Source organism: Brucella sp. GW823-FHT04E01 (genome assembly GCF_058796175.1).
Map to the genome: position 1 here is coordinate 624,328 of NZ_JBXAIK010000003.1, position 21,215 is coordinate 645,542.

Consider the following 21,215-nt stretch of genomic DNA (forward strand, 5'->3'; position numbering starts at 1 on the left):
CGCATTTTAAAACCAGTGACGGTCTATCGCTGACTTATAATACAGAACGGGAACTATAGATCAGAGCGTTGAAAGGAACCTGTTGATCATGTCCAGCACTAAGACAATCGCTGCCGCATCTGCCATTGCTGGCGCGTTCGCCCTGCTTGCCTCCGCGACGATGCCTGCATCGGCACAGCAGCCGCCACAGGGCTGGTTCAAGGTTTGCTCGAAGCAGGAAGACAATGACATCTGCAACACGCAGAACATCGTCACCGCGGATTCTGGCCAGCTCCTGACTGCCGTCAACCTCATCGAGATCAAAGGCAAGATCAACCGCAAGATCTTTCAGGTGACCGTTCCTATTGGTCGTCTGATTCCTGCCGGCGTCGGCCTCCAGATCGACAACAACAAGCCGGTCAAGCTTGAATACGGCATCTGCTTCCCGGATCGCTGCATCGCAGAAGCTCCGCTGACCGACGATCTCATTAATGCGCTCAAGAAGGGCGGCAAGCTAACCCTGACTTCGGTCAACTATCAGAACAAGCCGAACCCGATTCCGGTTGCACTCACCGGCTTCTCTGGCGCTCTGACCGGCCCGGCTCTCAAGCAGTCGGAACTGGAAGAACGCCAGAAGGAACTTCAGGACGCCGTCCAGAAGCGCCAGAAGGATTTCGAAGCCAAGATGAAGGCTGAACAGGACAAGGCAAAAGGCGCAGCGAACTAAATTGCTGTCTGTCCAGTGTGTTATGAAAAAGGGGCGCTTTGAGCGCCCCTTTTTTGAACCATCACTTTAGAAGATAGTGCTATATTAGTTAGAATGTTGCGACTTTACGCGATAGGAACCATTGTCCTGTCGATCAAACATCTCCTCGATCTGAGGATGGCGCAAAGGCTCGCCGCTTAAATCCGGCACCAGGTTCTGCTCCGATACATAGGCGACATATTCGGATTCCGCGTTTTCCGCGAGCAGATGGTAAAACGGCTGGTCGCGATGCGGGCGCGCTTCTTCCGGAATGGACTCATACCATTCCTCCGTATTTGCAAATTCGGGGTCTACGTCAAAGATAACCCCGCGGAAGGGGAATAGCCGGTGCTTGACGACCTGACCGATCTGAAATTTCGCGTGCTTTATCTGTGTCATACCCATGCAACACTATGTAGTTCACCGCGTGACAAATTAAAGTCGGCGGCAACCGGCAATTCTGTCTGTTCGATGTCTCGGATGGTCCGAAAATCAAGTTAGCTGGAACGTTTGCCGTCGCTTCGGTGTGGAAGGCTTGGCAGTTTCGGTAGCAGATGCGAGAAACCGCTGCCAGGACGAAGCCCCTCACGCATGAAGAATGCGCGTAGCGGTGCGAATGAGCGAAGCATTTCCAATCCCACTCCACGCGCGATCTGCGCCGGAAGCATGCCGGAGAGAAGCGAACGATTGAGCGCATCGACAGAGCCGGTGCGGGCTAGAATATCCGGACGTCTTGCGCGGTCATAGGCGCGAATGACCCGATCTGAGCCCGGGTCGACAGGATCGCTTTCGATAGCCTTGACCAGCGTTTCGACATCGCGGGAACCCAGATTGAGGCCTTGTGCGCCAATCGGTGGAAACACATGCGCGGCTTCACCAATCAGGATCGTGCGCTTGGCTGCAAAGACATGGGGCACGAGGCCGGAAAGGGGCCAGGCTTGCGGCTTGATCTCGAGGTTAATCTTGCCCAGCATGGACTGCATCATGTCTTCGATGCGCTGAGCGAGCGTGGCTTCGTCAAGCGCAAGCAGTGCTTCGGCGCGACCGGGATTGACCACCCAGACGAGGCTTGAGCGTTTGCCTTTCAACGGCACTTGAGTGAAAGGGCCTTCTTCGGTGTGGAACTCCGACGAAATATTCTCGTGGTCGACGCTATGCGAGAAGGAAAGCACGACGGCTGTTTGCGGATAGCTCCAGCGGCGTGTGCGGATGCCTGCCGCTTCGCGGGCCATCGAATTGCGCCCGTCGGCAGCCACGACCAGCCGCGTATGCAATGTGTCGCCACCCGAAAGCGTGATGGTTACGTGGTCACCATTGTGGCGGTACTCGATGACGGAGGCATTGATGCGCTGGATATTCGGATTGCGGGAAACGGCTTCAGCCAGCTTCTCGTTCAAAACGGCATTGGGGATATTGTAGCCGAACGCAGTCTCATCGATTTCGCCCGCACGGAAGGTGACGACAGGGCTTCTCACGAGGCGCCGCGTTGCGTCGACAATGCGCATGGAAGCGAGGGGGGCTGCTTCCGGCTCGATATCCGACCAGACGCCCAGTCCCTCCAGTAGTCTGATGGCGGGCATCATGAGTGCGGTGGTGCGGCGGTCACCCTTATCGGTCTCCGGTCCAAGCAACACGGTGCGATAGCCTTTTGCGCCAAGCGCCAGCGCTGCCATCATCCCGGCAGGCCCGCTGCCGCTGATGACAATGTCAGTGAGAGGCTTGTTCACAACAAGATCGTTCATCGTGTTTCATCCCTGGTCCGACAGTGCAGACCTCGTGACCGTTCGCTATGCATATCGCATTGTCTGATGATTCCAGACGGATGCGTTTGAGCTGCACTTAAACCGAATTGCAGGCAAAAGACCATTCTTCCGTGGGATTATGGCGGATTTGCCTCACGCCTTACTTGCTCTTTTGTGCTTATTCAGGGAAAGCTGCTTGCAGGATCATGGCTTTTCCTGGGGGAGAAGCTATTCAACGATCTTGAGGGTTGGGGACGTCAGTTTGTTTGGTGTACGCGTTCCCCGTTTGATGAAATTTACTCGCTGCCTTAGAGCGCCGTGCGTCCTTGCGGACGCACAAAGGACGCTCTAACTTGTTGAATCTACGCATCGTGCTTTTCAAAAAGCGATTCCGATTTTTGAGCCGATGCGGGGAATGTCTTGGGCGGGATATGCGCGGCGACAAACTGAAATGGCGGACGGCGTGAAAACCAAACTGACCGGAAAACTCAAAGCCAAAAAAGTCACCGCGCCGCAAGCCAAGGCGTTTTCGGTTCATCTTCTGACGGCATCGGGTTCGTTTCTGGCGTTCCTTTCCATCGTGGCGGCCAGTGATGGGCGCTATACGGCGATGTGGTGGTGGCTGGGGCTGGCGCTTTTCGTCGACGGCATCGATGGCCCCATCGCGCGCAAGCTTGAAGTCAAATATGTTCTGCCGAACTGGTCTGGCGAGCTTCTCGACAACATCATCGACTATGTCACCTATGTTCTGATACCGGCTTTCGCGCTTTATCAAAGCGGGTTTATGGGGACTTATCTGTCCTTCATATCCGGCGCGATCATCGTGGTTTCGAGCGCGATCTATTATGCCGATACCGGCATGAAGACGAAGGAGAACTTCTTCAAGGGGTTCCCGGTCGTCTGGAACATGGTGGTCTTTACGCTTTTCATCGTCAAACCGGGCGAGTGGGTCGCTTTCGCAACCGTTGTCGTATCGGCAATCCTGTCGTTCCTGCCGATCAATTTCCTGCATCCAGTGCGCGTTGTGCGCCTGCGACCGCTTAATCTGACGGTTTTCCTGCTCTGGTGTGCCTTTGGCGCGGCTGCGCTCTATTATACTCTGGACGCGCCGCTGTGGGTTCGCGTCGGTATTTCCGTGACGGGCCTCTACATCTACTTCATCGGCGCTGTCATGCAGTTTTTCCCAGGATTGGGACGGACTGCGACCGTCATCGCGGCTGAGAAAGCCGCTGCCGCAAAGAAGAGTGGAGAAGCATGATGATCAATGCCATTCGCGTCCATCAGACCGGTGGGCCGGAAGTCATGAAGTATGAACAGATCGAGATAGGCGAACCCGGTCCGGGCGAGGCAAAAGTGCGCCATGAAGCCGTCGGTCTGAACTTCATCGACGTTTATTTCCGCACCGGGCTTTACAAGGCAGCCCAGATGCCTTTCACGCCCGGCAATGAAGGCGCGGGCACAGTCATTGCTGTCGGTCCGGGTGTTAAGGGTGTTCGTGTCGGTGACCGTGTTGCCTATGTGGCGACACCGGGCTCCTATGCAGACGAGCGCATTCTGCCAGCGGACCGGCTGGTCAAGGTTCCGGATAATGTCGATCTGAAAACCGCCGCCTCCATGATGCTGAAAGGCATGACGGCGCAATATCTTCTGCGGCGTACATTCAAGGTGGAGCCGGGGCAGACGATCCTGTTTCATGCCGCTGCTGGCGGTGTAGGCTTGATTGCCGGACAATGGGCGAAGCATCTTGGCGCCACCGTCATCGGTACGGCGGGATCGGAAGAAAAGATCGCGCTGGCCAGAAAGCATGGCTACGACCATGTCATCAATTACCGCACCGAGAACTTTGCCGAAAAGGTGAAGGAACTGACGGGCGGAGCGGGTGTCGACGTTGTCTATGATTCTGTTGGGCGCGATACCTATATGGGCTCGCTCGACGTGTTGAAGCCGCTTGGCATGTTTGCCTGCTTTGGCCAGTCATCGGGTGTCATTCCGCCGTTTGATCTCGGCATTCTGGCGCAGAAGGGTTCGCTCTTTGCCACGCGTCCTACGCTGTTCAATTATATCGCCAAGCGGGCGGACCTCGAAAAGACGGCAGCAGAGCTTTTCGACGTGGTCGGAAGCAGAGCCGTCAAGATCGAGATCAACCAGACCTATGCGCTCAAGGATGCGGGCAAGGCGCATGAGGATCTGGAAGCCCGCAAGACGACGGGAACCACCATTCTGCTTCCATGATCGGGCTGATGATTGCAGCAGTGTGTATATGTCCACCGCTGCTTGCTTTTGGGCTTTTCAAGAGCAGAGTTGCTGGATAAGGTCGCTCAAAAATATAATTTTGGGGAACAATGACAGCGCCTTTAACCGACCGGCCTCTTCTGGATGTCCGCCGGCTCACGAAAGTATTTGGTCAGCTGCGGGCCTGCGATGGTGTCGATCTCACCATCGGGGAAGGCGAAATTCACGCGCTTCTGGGTGAAAACGGTGCCGGAAAATCCACCTTTGTGAAAATGTTGTTCGGCGCGTTGCAGCCACTTGAAGGCGAAATCGTCTGGAAGGGGCAACCTGTCACGATAGACGAACCGGCCACCGCAAGAAAACTTGGTATAGGCATGGTTTTTCAGCATTTTTCGCTGTTCGACTCGCTTACTGCCGCTGAGAACATTGCCTTGTCGCTCGACCGTTCGCTGCCGCTTTCAGACGTTGCGAAGCGTGCGCGTGAGGTTGGCAAGACGTACGGTCTTCCGGTCGACCCGCAGGCCCATGTTGGTGATCTGTCCGTCGGCGAACGTCAGCGTATCGAGATCGTGCGCTGTCTTCTTCAGGAGCCGGATCTTATCATCCTCGATGAACCGACTTCGGTGCTGACGCCGCAAGAAGCCGACAAGTTGTTTGAAACGCTGGAGCGCCTGAAAGCCGAAGGCAAGTCGATCCTCTACATCAGCCACCGTCTTGAGGAAGTGAAGCGGCTTTGTGATCGCGCGACCGTGTTGCGGCATGGCAAGGTCGTTGCGCATTGCGATCCGCGCAAGGAAACCGCCGCGTCGCTCGCCCGTATGATGGTCGGTAATGATATCAATGTCGTGGCACGCAGTCCCATCGCGGCGGCGGTAGATGTCGGTAAGGACGCGCTTTTTGAAATCAAGTCACTGTCGCAACCGCCGCGTGGGCCATTTTCGACGGCATTGAAAGATATTTCTCTCTCGGTCGCCGCAGGCGAAGTCGTTGGCATTGCCGGTGTTGCAGGCAACGGGCAAGGTGAATTCTTCGAAGCTGTTTCGGGCGAAGTGCTGCAGTCAAATCCATCGAATGTGCGCATTCGCGGGAAGGATGCAGGCAAGGCCGGCATCAGCGACCGCCGCATGATGGGGGCAGCCTTCGTTCCGGAGGAGCGGCTTGGTCACGGTGCTGTTCCGACCATGACGCTGACCGACAATCTGTTCTTGTCGCGATACAAGACCGACGCAAAGATGTTCCTGCGTGGTGGCAAGATGAAGCTGATCGCAGAGAGCGCGCTTCGATCGGCTGCCAAACGCATCATTGAACGGATGGATGTGCGCAAGAGTGCTGAAAATCCGCCCGCATCTGCACTTTCTGGCGGAAACCTGCAGAAATTCATCATCGGGCGCGAGCTTGATCGCTCACCATCGGTCATGGTTGTGAACCAGCCGACATGGGGCGTGGATGCCGGTGCCGCAGCACATATCCGGCAGGCACTTGTCGATCTTGCGCGCTCCGGTTCCGCAGTTCTCGTCATCAGTCAGGACCTTGATGAGCTTCTTGAAATCAGTGACCGCATTGCCGTGATGAATCATGGCCAGCTCTCCGATCCTCTGCCGATTGCCGATGTAACGCTGGAAAAGATCGGTCTTTTGATGGGCGGTATCTCAGGAGAGGCGGGAGCTGCATGATGCGGATTGAACTCGTCAAACGCCCGCAGCCGTCGAGACTTTTCAGCGCCTTGTCACCATTGCTGGCACTGTCGTTGACGCTGATTTTCGGCGGACTTGCTTTTGCGCTGATGGGCAAGGATCCGTTACATGCGCTTTATGTCTTCTTTGTCGAGCCTTTGTTCGACATCTGGTCTTGGCATGAATTGCTCGTGAAGGCTGCGCCGCTGATCCTGATCGCAGTCGGCCTCTGCGTCTGCTTTCTGTCCAACAACTGGAACATCGGTGCCGAGGGGCAGTTCATCGCCGGTGCCATAGCGGGATCGATCCTGCCCGTCATGTTCCCTGATCTGCAGTCTTGGGTGGTTCTGCCCCTGATGATGCTGATGGGGATGGCAGGCGGCGCGGCCTATGCATCCATTCCCGCTTTGCTGAAAGTGCGCTTCAATACCAATGAAATCCTGACCAGCCTTATGCTTGTCTATGTCGCGCAGCTGTTCCTCGACTGGCTGGTGCGCGGGCCATGGCGCAACCCGGAAGGATATAATTTCCCGGAAACCCGTCAGTTCAACGATAGCGCCATTCTGCCGGAAATCTGGAGCGCATCGGGCCGCGCGCATTGGGGCTTCATCTTTGCGCTCGTTGCAGCGGTTGTCGTCTGGCTCCTGCTCAAGCACGCGCTGAAGGGTTTTGAGGTCAAGGTGATCGGCCAAAGTCCAAGAGCCGGGCGTTTCGCGGGTTTCAGCGCGGGCAAGATGGTGTTCTTCGTCTTTGCGGTTTCCGGTGCCCTTGCCGGTCTCGCAGGCATCGCGGAAACCTCCGGTGCCATCGGCCAGCTTCGTCCGGTCATATCTCCGGGCTACGGTTTTACGGCGATCATCGTCGCGTTTCTGGGACGCCTCAATCCGCTGGGAGCAATAGCAGCCGGTCTGGTGTTGGCGCTTTCCTATCTTGGAGGCGAAGCTGCACAGGTTGCTATCGGCATCTCCGAAAAATCTGCGCGCGTGTTTCAGGGCATGATCCTGTTCTTCGTTCTCGCTTGCGATACACTCATCCTTTATCGCATTCGCTTCATATCCGGTCGCCAAGCGGGAAAGGCCTGATCCCATGGATTTGACGCAGGCTATTCTTCTCACAATTGCAACAGCAGCGACGCCGCTCCTGATCGCTGCCATCGGCGAACTGGTTGTTGAACGTTCCGGCGTGCTCAATCTTGGTGTCGAGGGCATGATGCTGATGGGGGCCGTGTCCGGCTTCGCCATTGCACAAATGACCGGTTCGGCCTGGTTGGGCTTGTTTGCCGCCGTTCTGGTCGGTGCGCTTTTCTCCGCTATTTTTGGCTTTCTGACGCTCATACTCGTCACCAATCAGGTCGCAACCGGGCTGGCGCTGACGATCCTTGGCGTTGGAGCATCGGCCTTGCTCGGTGAAAGCTTTGTCGGGCTTCCCGGTGTCCGGCTTGAAGCCATCCATATTCCCTATCTGACCGATCTGCCGCTTGTCGGGCGGTTCTTCTTCGGGCAGGATCCGATCTTCTATCTTTCGATCCTGCTGGTCGTCGGCGTGGCATGGTTTCTGTTCCGCACGCGGGTAGGGCTTACATTGCGCGCCATCGGTGACAGCCATGGCTCGGCCCATGCGCTCGGCGTGCATGTGGTGCGCACGCGCTTTCTGGCGGTTTTGTTCGGCGGTGCTTGTGCTGGTCTTGCAGGCGCGCAATTGTCACTCGTCTACGTGCCGCAATGGGTGGAAAACATGACGGCTGGTCGTGGCTGGATCGCACTTGCGCTTGTCGTGTTCGCATCGTGGCGGCCATGGCGCGTATTGATCGGCGCTTACTTGTTCGGTGCGGTGACCATTGGTCAGCTTCACGCGCAGGCGCTGGGCTTTGGCCTGCCATCGCAGTTTCTGTCTGCGCTGCCTTATCTCGCGACGATTGTGGTGCTGGTCATCATATCGCGCAACAAGCGCCTGACGATGATGAATACGCCGGCTTCGCTCGGCAAACCGTTCGTGCCAGACCGGTAGAACGAACGGCTGAGGGGTAGACGTAAACCGTCCCAAGGGTTTTCGTTTTGGTTAGAGGGTAAAAACAAGGAGTGCAGGGAACATGAAAAAGACGCTTATGGCGATTGCCACTGCGGCGAGCTTTATGCTCGGCGGCGCGGCGCATGCAGAAGAAAAACTGAAGATCGGTTTCATTTATATCGGACCTCCGGGCGATTTTGGCTGGACCTATCAGCACGATCAGGCCCGCAAGGAGCTGGTCGAGGCACTCGGCGACAAGATCGAAACCACCTTTCTGGAAAGCGTTCCGGAAGGTGCCGATGCTGAACGTTCCATCGAACGTCTGGCGCGTGCTGGCAACAAGCTGATCTTCACGACGTCGTTCGGATATATGGATCCGACCCTCAAGGTTGCCAAGAAATTCCCGGACGTGAAGTTCGAACATGCGACCGGCTACAAGACTGCCGACAACATGTCTGCCTATAATGCGCGCTTCTATGAAGGCCGTTATGTGCAGGGCGTGATCGCCGCCAAGATGTCGACCAAGGGTGTTGCCGGTTACATCGCCTCCGTACCGGTGCCGGAAGTCGTGCAAGGCATCAATGCGTTCATGCTCGGCGCGCAGTCGGTTAATCCCGACTTCAAGGTCAAGGTGATCTGGGTCAATTCGTGGTTCGATCCGGGCAAGGAAGCTGATGCAGCCAAGGCACTGATCGACCAGGGTGTAGACATCATCACCCAGCACACCGATTCCACCGCTGCCATTCAGGTGGCGCATGATCGCGGCATCAAGGCTTTCGGTCAGGCTTCGGACATGATCAAGTTTGCGCCTGACACGCAGCTTACCGCTGTCGTGGACGAGTGGGGCCCTTACTACATTGATCGCGCCAAGGCTGCTCTCGACGGTTCATGGAAGAGCCAAAACATCTGGTGGGGCATGAAGGAAGGCCTCGTGAAGATGGCGCCTTATACCAACATGCCGGACGATGTGAAGAAATTGGCCGAAGAAACCGAAGCCAAGATCAAGTCGGGCGAACTGAAGCCTTTCACCGGTCCGATCACGAAGCAGGACGGTTCCGTCTGGCTGAAAGAAGGCGAGCAGGCTGACGACAAGACCTTGCTTGGCCTCAATTTCTACGTCGCTGGCGTGGACGACAAGCTGCCGCAGTAAGCGGTTCCATACAGAAACAAAGAAGGGCGCTCAAAGCGCCCTTTTCATTTTCTTACAAAATATTGAAGCTATTTGTTAAAGCGATAGCTTAAGTCCTTCATGACTATCGGTGAAGCCGAGCGACTGATAAAAACGCAGCGCGTCGGAACGCGACTTATCGGTCGTCAGTTGCACAAGGCCGCAGCCGCGTTCACGGCATTGCTCGATTGCCCAAACGATCATCTGACGGCCTACTCCGCCGCCACGAATATGGCTCGCAATCCGCACGCTTTCGATCTGTCCGCGCCACATGCCCATCCGCGACAGGCCGGGTATAAAGCTGATTTGCATGCAACCAATGATCTCGCCATCATGTTCAACGACAGCCAGGAGCTGATTGGGATCGGCATCGATTGCCGCAAAGGCGCTGCGATAGGAATCCCGCAAGGGGAGGCTCGCATCTTCGCGCTGTGCGCCGAGCGCATCATCGGCGAGCATGGCGATAATTGCCGCCACGTCAGCCGCGGCGGCTTTTCTGATCGCTATGGCAGCTTCCGCCGCCATCAGACCGCGATACCATGCAGATCGTAAGCGTCGCTCGCCTCGATCTTCACCGTTACGATGTCGCCGACGCGTAGCGGGCGGCGCGACTGGATGTGAACGCTGCCGTCGATTTCCGGAGCGTCGTAGCGCGTACGGCCTTTGCCGATTGTGCCGTTTGCTTCATCAATGATGACCGGCAGGCGCTTACCAACTTTCTTCTTGAGGAGATTGGTCGAAATCTGCTGCTGCTTGGCCATGAAACGATGCCAGCGGGCTTCCTTGATTTCTTCCGGCACCTGCTCGAGACCAAGATCATTGGCCTTTGCACCCTTGACCGGTTCATATTTGAAGCAGCCGGCGCGTTCGATCTTGGCTTCATCGAGCCAGTCGAGAAGTATTTCGAAATCTTCTTCCGTTTCGCCGGGATAGCCGACGATAAAGGTGGAACGCACGGCCAGGTCCGGGCAGGTCTCACGCCAGGCCTGAATGCGGCGCGAGGTCTTTTCCTGATGTGCCGGACGGCGCATATTCTTCAGAACCGCCGGGGAGGCGTGCTGGAAAGGAATATCCAGATAAGGCAGAATCTTGCCTTCAGCCATCAGCGGAATGACTTCATCGACATGCGGGTAAGGGTATACGTAGTGCATACGCACCCACACGCCCATATCGCCCAGTTCACGCGAGAGGTCGAGGAACTTGGTGCGAACCGTGCGGTCCTGCCACATGGCTTCCTGATACTTGATGTCGAGGCCATAGGCGCTCGTATCCTGCGAGATGACGAGGATTTCCTTCACGCCAGCAGTCACCAGCTTCTCGGCCTCGCGCAGCACCTGATCAATCGGGCGCGAGACGAGATCGCCGCGCAGCGCCGGAATGATGCAGAAGGAGCAGCGGTTCGAACAGCCTTCGGAGATTTTGAGGTAGGCGTAGTGGCGCGGGGTCAGCTTCACGCCCTGCGGCGGCACCAGGTCCACAAATGGATCGTGCGCGGGAGGGACGGCTTCATGCACCGCGCTCATTACGCTTTCATAAGCCTGCGGGCCGGTGATGGCCAGTACGTTCGGATGACGCTCACGGATGACATCGGGTTCTGCGCCAAGGCAGCCGGTTACGATGACTTTGCCGTTCTCGTTGAGAGCAAGGCCGATGGCATCCAGCGATTCATCGCGGGCGGAATCAAGAAAGCCGCAGGTATTGACGATCACCAGATCGGCACCGTCATGCTTGCGGGAGATTTCATAGCCCTCGGAGCGAAGGCTGGTGATGATGCGTTCGGAATCGACAAGCGCCTTCGGGCAGCCAAGAGAAACGAAACTGACGCGCGGTGCGCTCATTGGGAGAACCTTGCAAAATATCGGAAATTGCGCGCGCAATATCACGATAAAGGGGCAACGGTAAAGTTGAGATGATAAAAAAAGCCGGAGCGCAAAGCCCCGGCTTCCATTCGCAAAGCGGATTTGGCTTACTCAGCCTGATCGGCTGGAGCCGCATTGAGCTGGCCATAACGCTCTTCGCCGATCTTGGCGAGGAGGTCGAGCTGGGTTTCGAGGAAGTCGATATGACCTTCCTCATCCGCCAGAAGCTCATCGAAAAGCTGCTTGGAAACATAGTCGCCGAGTTCGTCGCAGATTTCGCGGGACTTCTTGTAGGAAGCGCGTGCGTCGTACTCACCTGCAAGGTCGGCTTCGAGAACTTCCTTGACGTTCTGGCCGATGCGCAGCGGAGCTACGGTCTGCAGGTTCGGGTGACCTTCGAGGAAGATAATGCGGTCAATCAGCTTGTCTGCGTGATGCATTTCTTCGATGGATTCTTCACGTTCCTTCTTGGCAAGACGCGTGAAGCCCCAGTCGTTGAGGAGGCGGTAGTGAAGCCAGTACTGGTTTACAGCGCCAAGCTCGAGGAACAATGCCTCGTTAAGCCGCTCGATGACCTTTGGTTCGCCTTTCATTCCATGAACTCCCGAATTTGTCGCGTAGAGAACGTACACGATCCATGAACTGGACCACGTTTTCGTCCATTTGGTTATGACGAAGATGATACTCTTCAGTCACCCTTATGATCGTTTCCACGACGTTTGGGAAGCAGCCACAGCAACGGCCGCGTTTGGACATGACATTATAGACGGTGCCAGGAACGATAAGTTGCCAGCAATCCTGATCGAGAAGCTCAATAACAACGGCTTCAATGTCTTTATCGGTAATAACGTTACAGCTGCAGACTAGCATGAGGAAGTATCTCCCATACCCGCAAAGCAGAAATCAGACGCAAAAAGCGTCGACTGGAGAGACTTTACCGGCTCACTCTTTACTTCAACTGGGTTGCTGACCTGAAAAACTGGCAGCTTTATTTCACTCGTGGCGCAAGGCCGAACTGAACCGGTCAATGGTTCCTCCAACTGCAAGGGTTAAAGGCCCGAACATTAAAGGCATTACTTAAGTGGCGTTTATAAAACCCACCAAATTAAGTCAGGTTATGGCCGGTAGGGCTCCGTTCTGTCAATTTTTATGTTTTTGAAATGTTCTAAAAATCAATAAGTTAGAATCATTCTAAATATGAGTTAACTACCCATCTTTAAAAGATAATTGGTGCTTTACTATCGTCATAGCGGCCTCCGAATGATGCCGCTATGACATTATGCGCTATTTCGCCGCACCTTGTGGATAGGCGTTTCTACCGTACGTCAGGAGCCGAGAACGGCGCTGAAGCCTTCAAACTGCGGAGGTCCCAGATAGAGCGGCTTGTTGTCTCCGGCATTGCGATGCGCATCGCGAAACTGTTCGGACTTCGTCCAGGCGACGAAATCATCGCGGTTGCGCCAGACCGTGTGCGAAGCATAAAGCGTGTAGCCTTCCTCTTCATTGGTCGCACCGCGGAGAAGGTGAAAACTCTCGAAACCGGGAAGTTCGGACAGTTTCGAGTCGCGGTTTTTCCATACGGTCTCGAAGTCGGCTTCGCTGCCGACGCGAACCTTGAAGCGATTCATGGCTATGAACATTGCTGATCCTTTTCCATCAGGTTTGGGATTGGCTACTTTATATAACTTTTGGCGAGTGCAGCGGTAGGGGCCGCACCCGCCGCGTCACATCTCGGGATCAGAAGGCCGCCGCGGTCAGGTTGGTCGGTCTTCGAAGATGTGACGATCATGAACGGGAGGCGAGAACGCCTCCCAAAGTTTTAGAACTGGAACTGTGTCGAGACGAGGAATGTACGTCCGCGACCAGAACCATAGGTGCTGAGGGCAGGGGTATATTCCTTGTCGGCGATGTTCAGCACCTGAAGCGAAAGATCGACCGTGTCGGTGAACTTGTATTTCGCGAAGACGTCGACCAGCGTGTAGGGATCGGTATCGTTTCCGCTGATGCTTTTGCCGCTCGAAACGTGCTGAACGCGCAGACCGCTTTCGAGCTTGCGCTCGAAGAAACGCGCACCGGCGGTAACCGTTACGACATCTTCCGGCAAATACTGGTTTGCGCCCATGCCAGCTGTCTGCTCAGGCAGTTCAGAGGTGGAATGCGTATAAGCAATGCCACCGAACGCGAAGCCCGCATCATAACGCGCGTCGAGTTCGAAGCCCTTCACTGTCGAAGTGCCGTCGACATTGATGAACTGGCTGTAGTCGGATGCAGCCGTGATGTAATCCTCAACGCGCATCGTATAGTAATTAGCCTTAAGACGCAGGCCGTCTTCAGCAGTCAGGATGCCATCGCGAGCGATATTGACGCCGAATTCCCAGCCGCGCTGCTTTTCAGGACGAAGGTTGGGATTGCCGTGCATCATGCCGGTTCCGGTATGCGCCACACCACCGAGGAATGTTTCCTGCAGGCTCGGCGAACGCATGGAATGCGCATAGGTAATGTAGGGCTGAAGCCAGTCGGTCAGGTTATAGGCAACGGTGACTTTGGGGCTGAACTCGCTGTCGCTGTTCGAAATCGAGCTGTCGTCGCTCTCGAGTTTGAAATAGTCATAGCGGAGGCCGGTGACGACCTGCAGGGCCTGATAATTCCATGTCGCTTCCGAGAAGACCGCGCCGCGATTGGATGTGGCATCTGTCGGGTTGACGCCCGTTTTGGTGCCGCCAGCGGTGTCGCGGTTGATTTCAAAGCCGTTCTTCCACGCGACCGCCACTTCGCCGAAGGTGAAGCGCGACGTGTTCGAGGCCGTCATGCCGGTGGTTTCGGTCGAAACCTGCCGTCCTACGAAGCTGCCATTGCCGTCTTCCCAGTTCTGCAATGTGCTGTTGTGGTAGAGGTTGACGTCGAGGCCGATGAGATCGTTGTCGGACGGATTGTAGTTATATTGTGCGAAGAACGTGCGGTTCTGCAGGAACATATCGTAGATCGTATAGGTTCCCGGACGGTAGCCGTTCGCATATGTTCCGTAGTGGTTGTTGTAGAGCACGCCACCAAGCGTCAGCTTCTGGTCTTCGCCAAGGCCGAACTCAGCTTTGAACAGGCCGGAAGTCAGTTCTTCGCCGGTTTTCTCGACGGTCACGCCGTCGCCGTTCTTGTAATCGTTGGAATCGTGACGGCTGATGGCCGCAACAATCCCGATGGAATTGACGCGGGCGGCACCGGCCAGCATTTCGGAGAAGCCGGTTCCATTGCTACCCCAGGAAGCGCGGCCGAGAACACCCTTGTCCTTGCCATCCAGAATGACATCATCGACGCCGAGGGTGCGGAAATTGACGCTGCCTGCAAGGCCAGTGCCGCCTTCGGTCGTCACAGCGCCGCGCGCCACGTCGATTTCAGATAACAGGTTCGGGTCGATGTAGGCATAGCCCTGCGCATCGTGCGCGGTGTTGCGGTAGCTCTGCGGTACGCCGTCGATCATCATGTTGACGCGGCCGGAGCCTTCAAAACCACGAATATTGACCGCAACGCCGGGATTGGAAGCATTCTGCAAGGTAAACACGCCAGCGGTGCCGCGCAACACGTCGTCGAGCTTCGCGCCGCCGAAACGATTGATCTCTTCGCGGTCAACCCTGCCAACCGGTGCCGCAACGGAAGTCGGCGCCTGTGCGTCGTTCGCTCTGCGAATGGTGATCGTCTTCAACGCGACGCCAGCTTCTTCTTCAGAAGCTTTCTGTTCCTGCGCAAAGGCTTGTGACGTCATCGCCACAAGAATGACAGCAAGCCCCGTGCTCGCCAGAATTGACCGTTTGTGAACCCCACCAGTCGCCCGCATTTCCAATGTTTCCTTCATGACCCAGACGCGCTTCGCCGACCCGATGGGTGACGAAGAAATTAAAAAATTCAATTGTTTATGACTTCCCCCTCGGGAGAAGGCGCGTGCTGGCTGGGAAGAGGATTTCTTCCGGGCTTGCGCGGAAAAAGCGAGATTTAAACTTGACTCGATTATTCCAGTAATGCAGTGATTAATAAACATGACTGTTGATGTCAACAAAACAAATTTGCTGTCATCACCGTGTGGAAAGTCGATGCTGAGGCGAGAAAATGAACAGGCGAATCCATATCGACATGCAGGTGCGGTTACCACGCGGACCCGTTTCCGAACGAGCCGCAAATCGCATTCCTGAAAGCCAGCTCCGCAGCGATTCAACCGGGTCTGTCCCAGCTCAGGCGAAACCTCGCTTCGGCGAAGGCGGTCTTGAGCCGCAATTGAAAACCTATGGCAGCCGCGAACTCTTCGACGGCTCCCGGGAAGTGGGCATAGAGCACGGCGGTTCGCTCTATCGTCTCAAGATCACCCGCCAAGGCAAGCTCATCCTAAACAAGTAGGCAACCATCAGATGACGACCCATTCCAAGCCCTCCCCAGAGCAGATTCTCAAGGCACGGGCTGATAATCCGAAAATGCGCGAACGTGATTTTGCGCAGAGCCTCGGTGTATCAGAAGCCGATTTTGTAGCAGCACATTGCGGACAGGATATAGCAGCCCCCATTTCGGCGCGGCGTATTCGCGCCGATGTCGAAACGCTGTTGAACCGCATTGCTGCTGTCGGCGAAATCATGGTGCTGACGCGTAATGAGAGCGTCGTTCATGAAAAGATCGGGCCTTTTGAAAAGACGATCTGGGGCCAACATGCTTCGCTGGCGCTCGGCAAGGAAATCGACCTTCGTATTTTCCCGAAGCATTGGGTTCACGGTTTTGCCGTTGCCAAGCAGGATGGCGAAGCAACGCGTCGCAGCCTGCAATTTTTCGATGCCACGGGCGAGGCGGTTTTCAAGATTCATCTGCGCCCAGCTTCGAACATTGAAGCCTATGAGGCTCTTGTCGCCGATTTGCTGCTGGACGATCAGTCGCCAGCTGTTGAGACCAGCGCGCTTGCAACAAAGGGACCGAAGGCAGACGTATCGCTTCTCGATATCGACGCATTCCGCGAACGCTGGGGCGCACTCACCGATGTGCACCAGTTCGTTGGCCTGTTGAAGGATTTCGGTGTGGACCGCCATCAGGCCGTGCATCTTGCCGGTCATGATTTCGCCTGGCGTGTCGATACGTCATCGGTCGAGGCCATGATGAACCATGCGGTGCAGGAAAAGCTGCCCATCATGTGCTTTGTCGGAAGCCGTGGCTGCATCCAGATTCACACTGGCCCAATCCATGAAATCAAGATGATGGGCCCGTGGCTGAACGTGCTGGACCCGACGTTCCATATGCATCTGCGCATCGATCACATCGCTGACGTCTGGGTTGTGCGCAAGCCGACGAAGGACGGGCATGTGACGTCGCTGGAGGCCTATGATGCCAATGGCGAACTGATTGTTCAGTTCTTTGGTGAGCGTCATGAAGGCGAAGCCGAACTGGCCGACTGGCGCATGATCGCGGAAAATCTTCCGCGTCTGCCACAGTCTTCCGCTGCATAAGGTGACGGCAATGTCGTTCATTTCCTTGCGCTTCAGGCGCGGAGCTGCTCTGGCTGCCATCGCTTTGTCGCTGGCAGCTGGTGGTGCTGCACGCGCAGAAGCCGTCGACCATTTCGGCGATACGTCGCGCATCGTTTCCGTCGGCGGCTCGCTGACGGAAATCGTCTACGCTCTTGGCGCAGAAAAGATGCTCGCCGCGCGCGACCAGACAAGCGCCTATCCCGACGCGGTAAAGAAGCTGCCGGATATCGGATATATGCGTCAGCTTGCACCAGAAGGTGTGCTCTCGGTCAATCCGACCGGCATTTTGCTCCTTGAAGGCAGCGGCCCACAGGATACGCTCGATGTTTTGAAGAAAGCGTCTGTGCCAATGATCGTTGTGCCGGAAACCTATACCGGCGAAAGCGTCGTCAGGAAAATCGAGATCGTGGGCGAGGCTCTCGGTCTGGAGGAGAAGGCCAGGGCGCTTGCGAGCGAAGTCTCACGCGATATCTCAGCGGCTGAGAAGGCCGCAGCTGGCCACAGTTTGCGCAAGCGTGTACTTTTCGTTCTGTCGGCGCCCGGCGGGCGCATGATGGCTTCGGGCACAGGCACTGCGGCCGACGGCATGATTGAGCTTGCCGGTGGTGAAAACGTCATCACCGAATTTCACGGATATAAGCAGCTGACCGACGAAGCCGTCGAGAAGGCCGCGCCCGATATGATCCTGATGATGGATACGGGAGCGGACGGGATGACGCCGGAATCGCTGTTGAAGAATCCCATTATTGCTGCAACACCGGCAGGGCGTAACAAGAATGTCGTTTCGATGGAAGCGTCGTATCTGTTGGGATTTGGGCCTCGAACTGGTTCTGCCATTCGGGACCTGTCAGCAAAACTCTATGGCGCCTCTGCAGCGCAATAACATAATCAGACTTGCGGGATTGAAGAGCACGCAAGTCTGATTGTAAGGATTATTCGAAATGACCAGCCAAGGTCGCGTAGCGCGCGAACAGCGCTTTGCAGCGCGTCAATCAGAAAATGAAGTCACCACCTCAGAAGGTGACATCACGGGAGACCGTGCCGCACGTGCACGGTTCACCATCATATTGCTCGCCGTTGCTTTATGCATCGCGGCGTTGTTCAGCCTGACAGCAGGCGCTTCGGATGCGTCCGTGCTTTCGGTTCTGCGCGCTCTGACCTCCTCCGGCGCAGCCGAAGGCGCGGATGCATTCCGTCGCGATCACCTGATCATCATGGAGATTCGCCTGCCGCGTATTGTCATGGGTATGCTGATAGGGGCGGGGTTGGCGGTTTCCGGTGCCGTGATGCAGGGCCTTTTCCGCAATCCGCTGGCCGATCCGGGTCTCGTCGGGGTGTCTGCCGGGGCAGGACTTGGCGCGGTATCGATGATTGTTCTGGGCGGCACTTTTCTTGCTCCCGTTATTGCGATCCTTGGCGTTTATGCCTTGCCTCTGGCTGCATTTCTGGGCGGGCTTGCCAGTACCTTGCTGCTCTATCGTGTCGCGACGCGTCGGGGCCGCACGTCTGTTGCAACCATGCTGCTCGCAGGTATTGCACTTGGCGCCCTGGCGGGCGCTGCAACCGGCGCGCTCATCTATCTGGCTGATGATCGACAGTTGCGCGACCTGACATTCTGGGGGCTTGGTTCGCTTGCAGGTTCCACCTGGGCCAAGATTGGCGCTGCGGGACCAATCATCGCCATCATTCTAGTGGTTTCACCTTTGCTTGCGCGTGGTCTCAACGCACTGGCGTTGGGCGAGGCTGCAGCCGGTCATCTCGGCATTCAGGTGCAACGCATCAAAAACATCGCTATCGTTACCGTAGCGGCAGCTACCGGCGCGACTGTCGCCGTTGCTGGCGGGATCGGCTTTGTCGGCATTGTGGTGCCGCATATGCTGCGCCTCAGCATTGGTCCGGACCATCGCTATCTCCTGCCAGCGTCAGCGCTGCTCGGCGCTACGCTTCTGCTTCTGGCGGATGCGGTAAGTCGGACGATTGTGGCCCCGGCAGAATTGCCGATTGGCATCATCACCGCACTTTTTGGCGCGCCGTTCTTCCTCTGGATATTGCTGCGCCAGCGCGGCCTGCTCGATCTGTGAGGGTATCATGATTGAAACAAAAGCATTGGGCGTAAGCCTGTCAGGCAAGACCATCATCAGCGACATTGCCTTCTCCGCTAATCCGGGCGAGGTGACCGCAATCGTCGGGCCGAACGGCTCAGGCAAAACTACGCTGTTGCGTGCGCTTGCCGGTGACGTCGCTTACACGGGAACAGCCTATCTGGACGGTCGCTCCTTCGCTGAAATCAAGCCGTGGCAGATGGCGGCGCGGCGGGCGGTACTTCCACAGGCAAGCGCCTTGTCGTTTCCCTTCACGGTCCGCGAGATCGTGAAGATCGGGCTCACCGGCGGCTATAGTGGCGTTTCTCGCGAAGAAGAAAAGCGCTTGCCCGATCTCGCTTTGCAAAGGGTTGATCTCGCTGGCTTCGGCGGTCGGCTTTATCAGGAACTTTCCGGCGGAGAACAGCAGCGCGTGCAGCTTGCCCGTGTTCTTTGTCAGGTCTGGAAACCGGTTGTGGATGGTGAGGCGCGCTATCTTTTTCTGGATGAGCCGATTTCAAGTCTCGATATACGTCACCAGATTGTGGTGATGGAGATTGCAAGAGATTTCGCGGCAGCGGGCGGCGGGGTGATTGCTATCCTGCATGATCTCAACCTGACTGCCATGTTCGCCGACCGTATTGCGGTCATGAACAGAGGCAAGCTTGATGTGATGGGCACACCGCGCGAAGCACTGACCGACGAGCGGCTCGAACGTGTTTATGAATGCACGTTGCGGGTGGGTGTCCCGCCGGAAAAGGGGGTGCCTTTTGTATTGCCCCAGTCTGCCTATCGCGCAGCCGCAGAATAAAAAAGGTCCGGCGTAAAGCCGGACCTTTTCATTTCAAACTTCGCGCTGAATTATCAGCTCGCTACGCGCTCTTCTTCCATTTCATCGAGACCAAGCAGGTGTCGCACGTTCGGGCGCGCCTTGACGAGGTCTGCGATGCTGTACTTCATCAGCACGGCGAAGAATGCATTGAGTGCCTCGCGCAGCGCTGAATTGAGTGCGCAACTGTCGACCAGTGGGCATTCGGTGGCATCGTTCTCGAAGCACTCCGCCATGGCGAAGTTTTCTTCGGTCACACGCACAACATCGAACAGCGAAATGTCCTGTGCTGCACGTCCGAGGCGCACGCCGCCATTGCGGCCACGCACAGTTTCCACCAGCCCATGTTCAACGAGCGGCTGAAGAATCTTGAACAAAAACAGCTCAGAAACGCCGTAGGCGCGTGCGATTTCCGGAATGCGGCTGAGCTTGCCGTCATTGGCAGCACAATACATGAGCATACGAACGGCATAATTCGTCTGGCGGGTAAGACGCATCACTGTTCCTTTCAACACGTCTCGGAACAACTGCAACCTCGATGCCGAGGACGCGATGCTCCAATCCTTGAGTTCGCAATTCCAAACCGAAAGCGGTTTATCCCTGTTTCGGAACTGCTCCAAAATTCTGGTCTTGTCGCATTTGCGATCCGGAAAGGTTCAAGGCTCGATCGGATCATGCGCTAAAGCGGATATCTGTTTCTTAACCCACTTTAGAATCATTCTTAAAATATATGAAGTCTTTTCTCACCTTTAAAGGGGAAAAGTTGTTACCGGTATCAAATAACCGCGAGTTCCTCCCAGACCCGCTGCAAAAGCCCATTCTGACCTACTGGCAAACGTCTATCCATTCGGCGCTGACCAGCTCAGCCATTTTGTGCGGAGCGATGCGCACGGCACTGTTGGTCGCTCCGGCAGCGGGCACGACTTCCTCGAAATTCTTCAGCGATACATCGCAGTAAACGGGCAGGGCGCTCGGCAGACCGAACGGACACACGCCTCCGACCGGATGGCTGGTTTCGGCAAGAACGGTCTCGGCATCAAGCATACGAGGCTTGGTTCCGAACTGATCCTTGAACTTGCGATTATCGATACGCGCATCGCCACGGGTGACAATAAGAATGGTCTGGTCTTTGGCGGAAAAAGAAAGCGTCTTGGCGATCTGTCCCGGTTCCACGCCATGTGCTTCGGCGGCGAGAACAACGGTGGCGGTGCTCGTCGGCAGTTCAATCACTTCGATTTCAGGCGCTTTGGCCGCAAAAAAAGCCTTAACGGAATCCAGACTCATAGCTTCCCTTTTTCTTATTTTGATTATTAAACTCAAGTTTAAGCCGCAATGTGGCAAAGGACAAGTCTGGTTGCTTCCTTGCGGCGTTTTGGCATTCAGTTTCTAACAGATCGAAGTCTCGATC

At 56.1% G+C, this 21,215-nt stretch carries 22 protein-coding genes; 12 read left to right on the plus strand and 10 right to left on the minus strand.

The features are described 5' to 3' along the window. The first annotated feature begins 88 nt into the window (after nt 1-88). Nucleotides 89-706 carry an invasion associated locus B family protein gene (locus AC1RHM_RS13330; protein WP_010658835.1) on the plus strand — a complete coding sequence of 206 codons (618 nt, stop codon included), beginning with the start codon at nt 89-91 and terminating at the stop codon, nt 704-706. An 84-nt stretch (nt 707-790) separates the two neighbouring features. On the opposite strand, the gene hspQ is transcribed toward AC1RHM_RS13330, so the two are convergent. Both hspQ and AC1RHM_RS13340 read right to left on the minus strand, forming a co-directional pair. Further along, on the minus strand, nt 791-1,129 hold the full coding sequence (gene hspQ, locus AC1RHM_RS13335) for a heat shock protein HspQ (RefSeq protein ID WP_010658834.1): 339 nt from the start codon (nt 1,127-1,129) through the stop codon (nt 791-793). Between the two features lie 92 nt (nt 1,130-1,221). Beyond that, nucleotides 1,222-2,466: a UbiH/UbiF family hydroxylase gene (locus AC1RHM_RS13340; protein WP_010658833.1), complete on the minus strand. Its 1,245-nt coding sequence runs from the start codon at nt 2,464-2,466 to the stop codon at nt 1,222-1,224. A 451-nt stretch (nt 2,467-2,917) separates the two neighbouring features. Between AC1RHM_RS13340 and pcsA the strand changes: the two genes are divergently transcribed. The 6 genes from pcsA (at nt 2,918) to AC1RHM_RS13370 (ending at nt 9,528) form a co-directional block, all read left to right on the plus strand. Continuing rightward, nucleotides 2,918-3,724, plus strand: a complete 807-nt coding sequence (gene pcsA / locus AC1RHM_RS13345) for a phosphatidylcholine synthase (protein WP_029375958.1) — start codon at nt 2,918-2,920, stop codon at nt 3,722-3,724. Then, nucleotides 3,724-4,698, plus strand: coding sequence for a quinone oxidoreductase family protein (locus AC1RHM_RS13350; RefSeq protein ID WP_010658831.1), 975 nt, complete (start codon nt 3,724-3,726; stop codon nt 4,696-4,698). The genes pcsA and AC1RHM_RS13350 overlap by 1 nt, the downstream gene beginning before the upstream one ends. Before the next feature lie 110 nt (nt 4,699-4,808). Beyond that, nucleotides 4,809-6,371, plus strand: coding sequence for an ABC transporter ATP-binding protein (locus tag AC1RHM_RS13355; RefSeq protein ID WP_010658830.1), 1,563 nt, complete (start codon nt 4,809-4,811; stop codon nt 6,369-6,371). Then, nucleotides 6,371-7,453, plus strand: a complete 1,083-nt coding sequence (locus tag AC1RHM_RS13360) for an ABC transporter permease (protein ID WP_151576604.1) — start codon at nt 6,371-6,373, stop codon at nt 7,451-7,453. The genes AC1RHM_RS13355 and AC1RHM_RS13360 overlap by 1 nt, the downstream gene beginning before the upstream one ends. A gap of 4 nt (nt 7,454-7,457) precedes the next feature. Next, complete coding sequence (locus AC1RHM_RS13365) at nt 7,458-8,378, plus strand: ABC transporter permease (RefSeq protein ID WP_010658828.1); 921 nt, start codon at nt 7,458-7,460, stop codon at nt 8,376-8,378. A gap of 82 nt (nt 8,379-8,460) precedes the next feature. Continuing rightward, a complete protein-coding gene (locus AC1RHM_RS13370; protein ID WP_010658827.1) occupies nt 8,461-9,528 on the plus strand; it encodes a BMP family ABC transporter substrate-binding protein in 1,068 nt (355 codons plus the stop codon). A 75-nt stretch (nt 9,529-9,603) separates the two neighbouring features. Here AC1RHM_RS13370 and AC1RHM_RS13375 read toward each other — a convergent pair whose 3' ends face one another. The 6 genes from AC1RHM_RS13375 to AC1RHM_RS13400 all read right to left on the minus strand — a co-directional run bounded on the left by AC1RHM_RS13375 (nt 9,604) and on the right by AC1RHM_RS13400 (nt 15,306). After that, the gene (locus tag AC1RHM_RS13375; protein ID WP_010658826.1) at nt 9,604-10,071 is read right to left on the minus strand and encodes a GNAT family N-acetyltransferase; all 468 of its coding nucleotides are present in this window, start codon (nt 10,069-10,071) and stop codon (nt 9,604-9,606) included. Further along, the gene (gene rimO / locus AC1RHM_RS13380; RefSeq protein ID WP_010658825.1) at nt 10,071-11,384 is read right to left on the minus strand and encodes a 30S ribosomal protein S12 methylthiotransferase RimO; all 1,314 of its coding nucleotides are present in this window, start codon (nt 11,382-11,384) and stop codon (nt 10,071-10,073) included. The genes AC1RHM_RS13375 and rimO overlap by 1 nt, the downstream gene beginning before the upstream one ends. A gap of 128 nt (nt 11,385-11,512) precedes the next feature. Continuing rightward, on the minus strand, nt 11,513-11,998 hold the full coding sequence (gene bfr, locus AC1RHM_RS13385) for a bacterioferritin (RefSeq protein ID WP_010658824.1): 486 nt from the start codon (nt 11,996-11,998) through the stop codon (nt 11,513-11,515). Continuing rightward, entirely contained in the window at nt 11,964-12,275 is a 312-nt protein-coding gene (locus AC1RHM_RS13390) for a (2Fe-2S)-binding protein (RefSeq protein WP_012093011.1), read from the minus strand. The genes bfr and AC1RHM_RS13390 overlap by 35 nt, the downstream gene beginning before the upstream one ends. 455 nt (nt 12,276-12,730) lie before the next feature. Next, nucleotides 12,731-13,045, minus strand: a complete 315-nt coding sequence (hmuQ, locus tag AC1RHM_RS13395; RefSeq protein WP_010658822.1) for a heme-degrading protein HmuQ — start codon at nt 13,043-13,045, stop codon at nt 12,731-12,733. 179 nt (nt 13,046-13,224) lie between these two features. Continuing rightward, nucleotides 13,225-15,306 carry a TonB-dependent receptor domain-containing protein gene (locus AC1RHM_RS13400; protein WP_226622796.1) on the minus strand — a complete coding sequence of 694 codons (2,082 nt, stop codon included), beginning with the start codon at nt 15,304-15,306 and terminating at the stop codon, nt 13,225-13,227. Nucleotides 15,307-15,578: 272 nt separating this feature from the next. Here AC1RHM_RS13400 and hemP point away from each other — a divergent pair, with 272 nt between their 5' ends. Genes hemP through AC1RHM_RS13425 form a run of 5 tightly spaced genes read left to right on the plus strand, consistent with a single transcriptional unit; the run spans nt 15,579 to nt 19,789 of the window. Next, the gene (gene hemP, locus AC1RHM_RS13405) at nt 15,579-15,788 is read left to right on the plus strand and encodes a hemin uptake protein HemP (RefSeq protein WP_371264656.1); all 210 of its coding nucleotides are present in this window, start codon (nt 15,579-15,581) and stop codon (nt 15,786-15,788) included. An 11-nt stretch (nt 15,789-15,799) separates the two neighbouring features. Next, on the plus strand, nt 15,800-16,876 hold the full coding sequence (locus AC1RHM_RS13410) for a hemin-degrading factor (RefSeq protein WP_029375955.1): 1,077 nt from the start codon (nt 15,800-15,802) through the stop codon (nt 16,874-16,876). A 10-nt stretch (nt 16,877-16,886) separates the two neighbouring features. Further along, nucleotides 16,887-17,780 (plus strand): heme/hemin ABC transporter substrate-binding protein, encoded by an 894-nt coding sequence (locus tag AC1RHM_RS13415; RefSeq protein WP_010658818.1) that lies wholly within the window; start codon nt 16,887-16,889, stop codon nt 17,778-17,780. 58 nt (nt 17,781-17,838) lie between these two features. Beyond that, entirely contained in the window at nt 17,839-18,978 is a 1,140-nt protein-coding gene (locus AC1RHM_RS13420) for a FecCD family ABC transporter permease (RefSeq protein WP_010658817.1), read from the plus strand. Nucleotides 18,979-18,985: 7 nt separating this feature from the next. Beyond that, entirely contained in the window at nt 18,986-19,789 is an 804-nt protein-coding gene (locus AC1RHM_RS13425) for a heme ABC transporter ATP-binding protein (RefSeq protein WP_010658816.1), read from the plus strand. A 53-nt stretch (nt 19,790-19,842) separates the two neighbouring features. Here AC1RHM_RS13425 and rirA read toward each other — a convergent pair whose 3' ends face one another. Continuing rightward, nucleotides 19,843-20,304 (minus strand): iron-responsive transcriptional regulator RirA, encoded by a 462-nt coding sequence (rirA, locus tag AC1RHM_RS13430; RefSeq protein WP_010658815.1) that lies wholly within the window; start codon nt 20,302-20,304, stop codon nt 19,843-19,845. A gap of 328 nt (nt 20,305-20,632) precedes the next feature. After that, nucleotides 20,633-21,091 (minus strand): YbaK/EbsC family protein, encoded by a 459-nt coding sequence (locus AC1RHM_RS13435; protein WP_010658814.1) that lies wholly within the window; start codon nt 21,089-21,091, stop codon nt 20,633-20,635. Nucleotides 21,092-21,215: the final 124 nt, after the last annotated feature.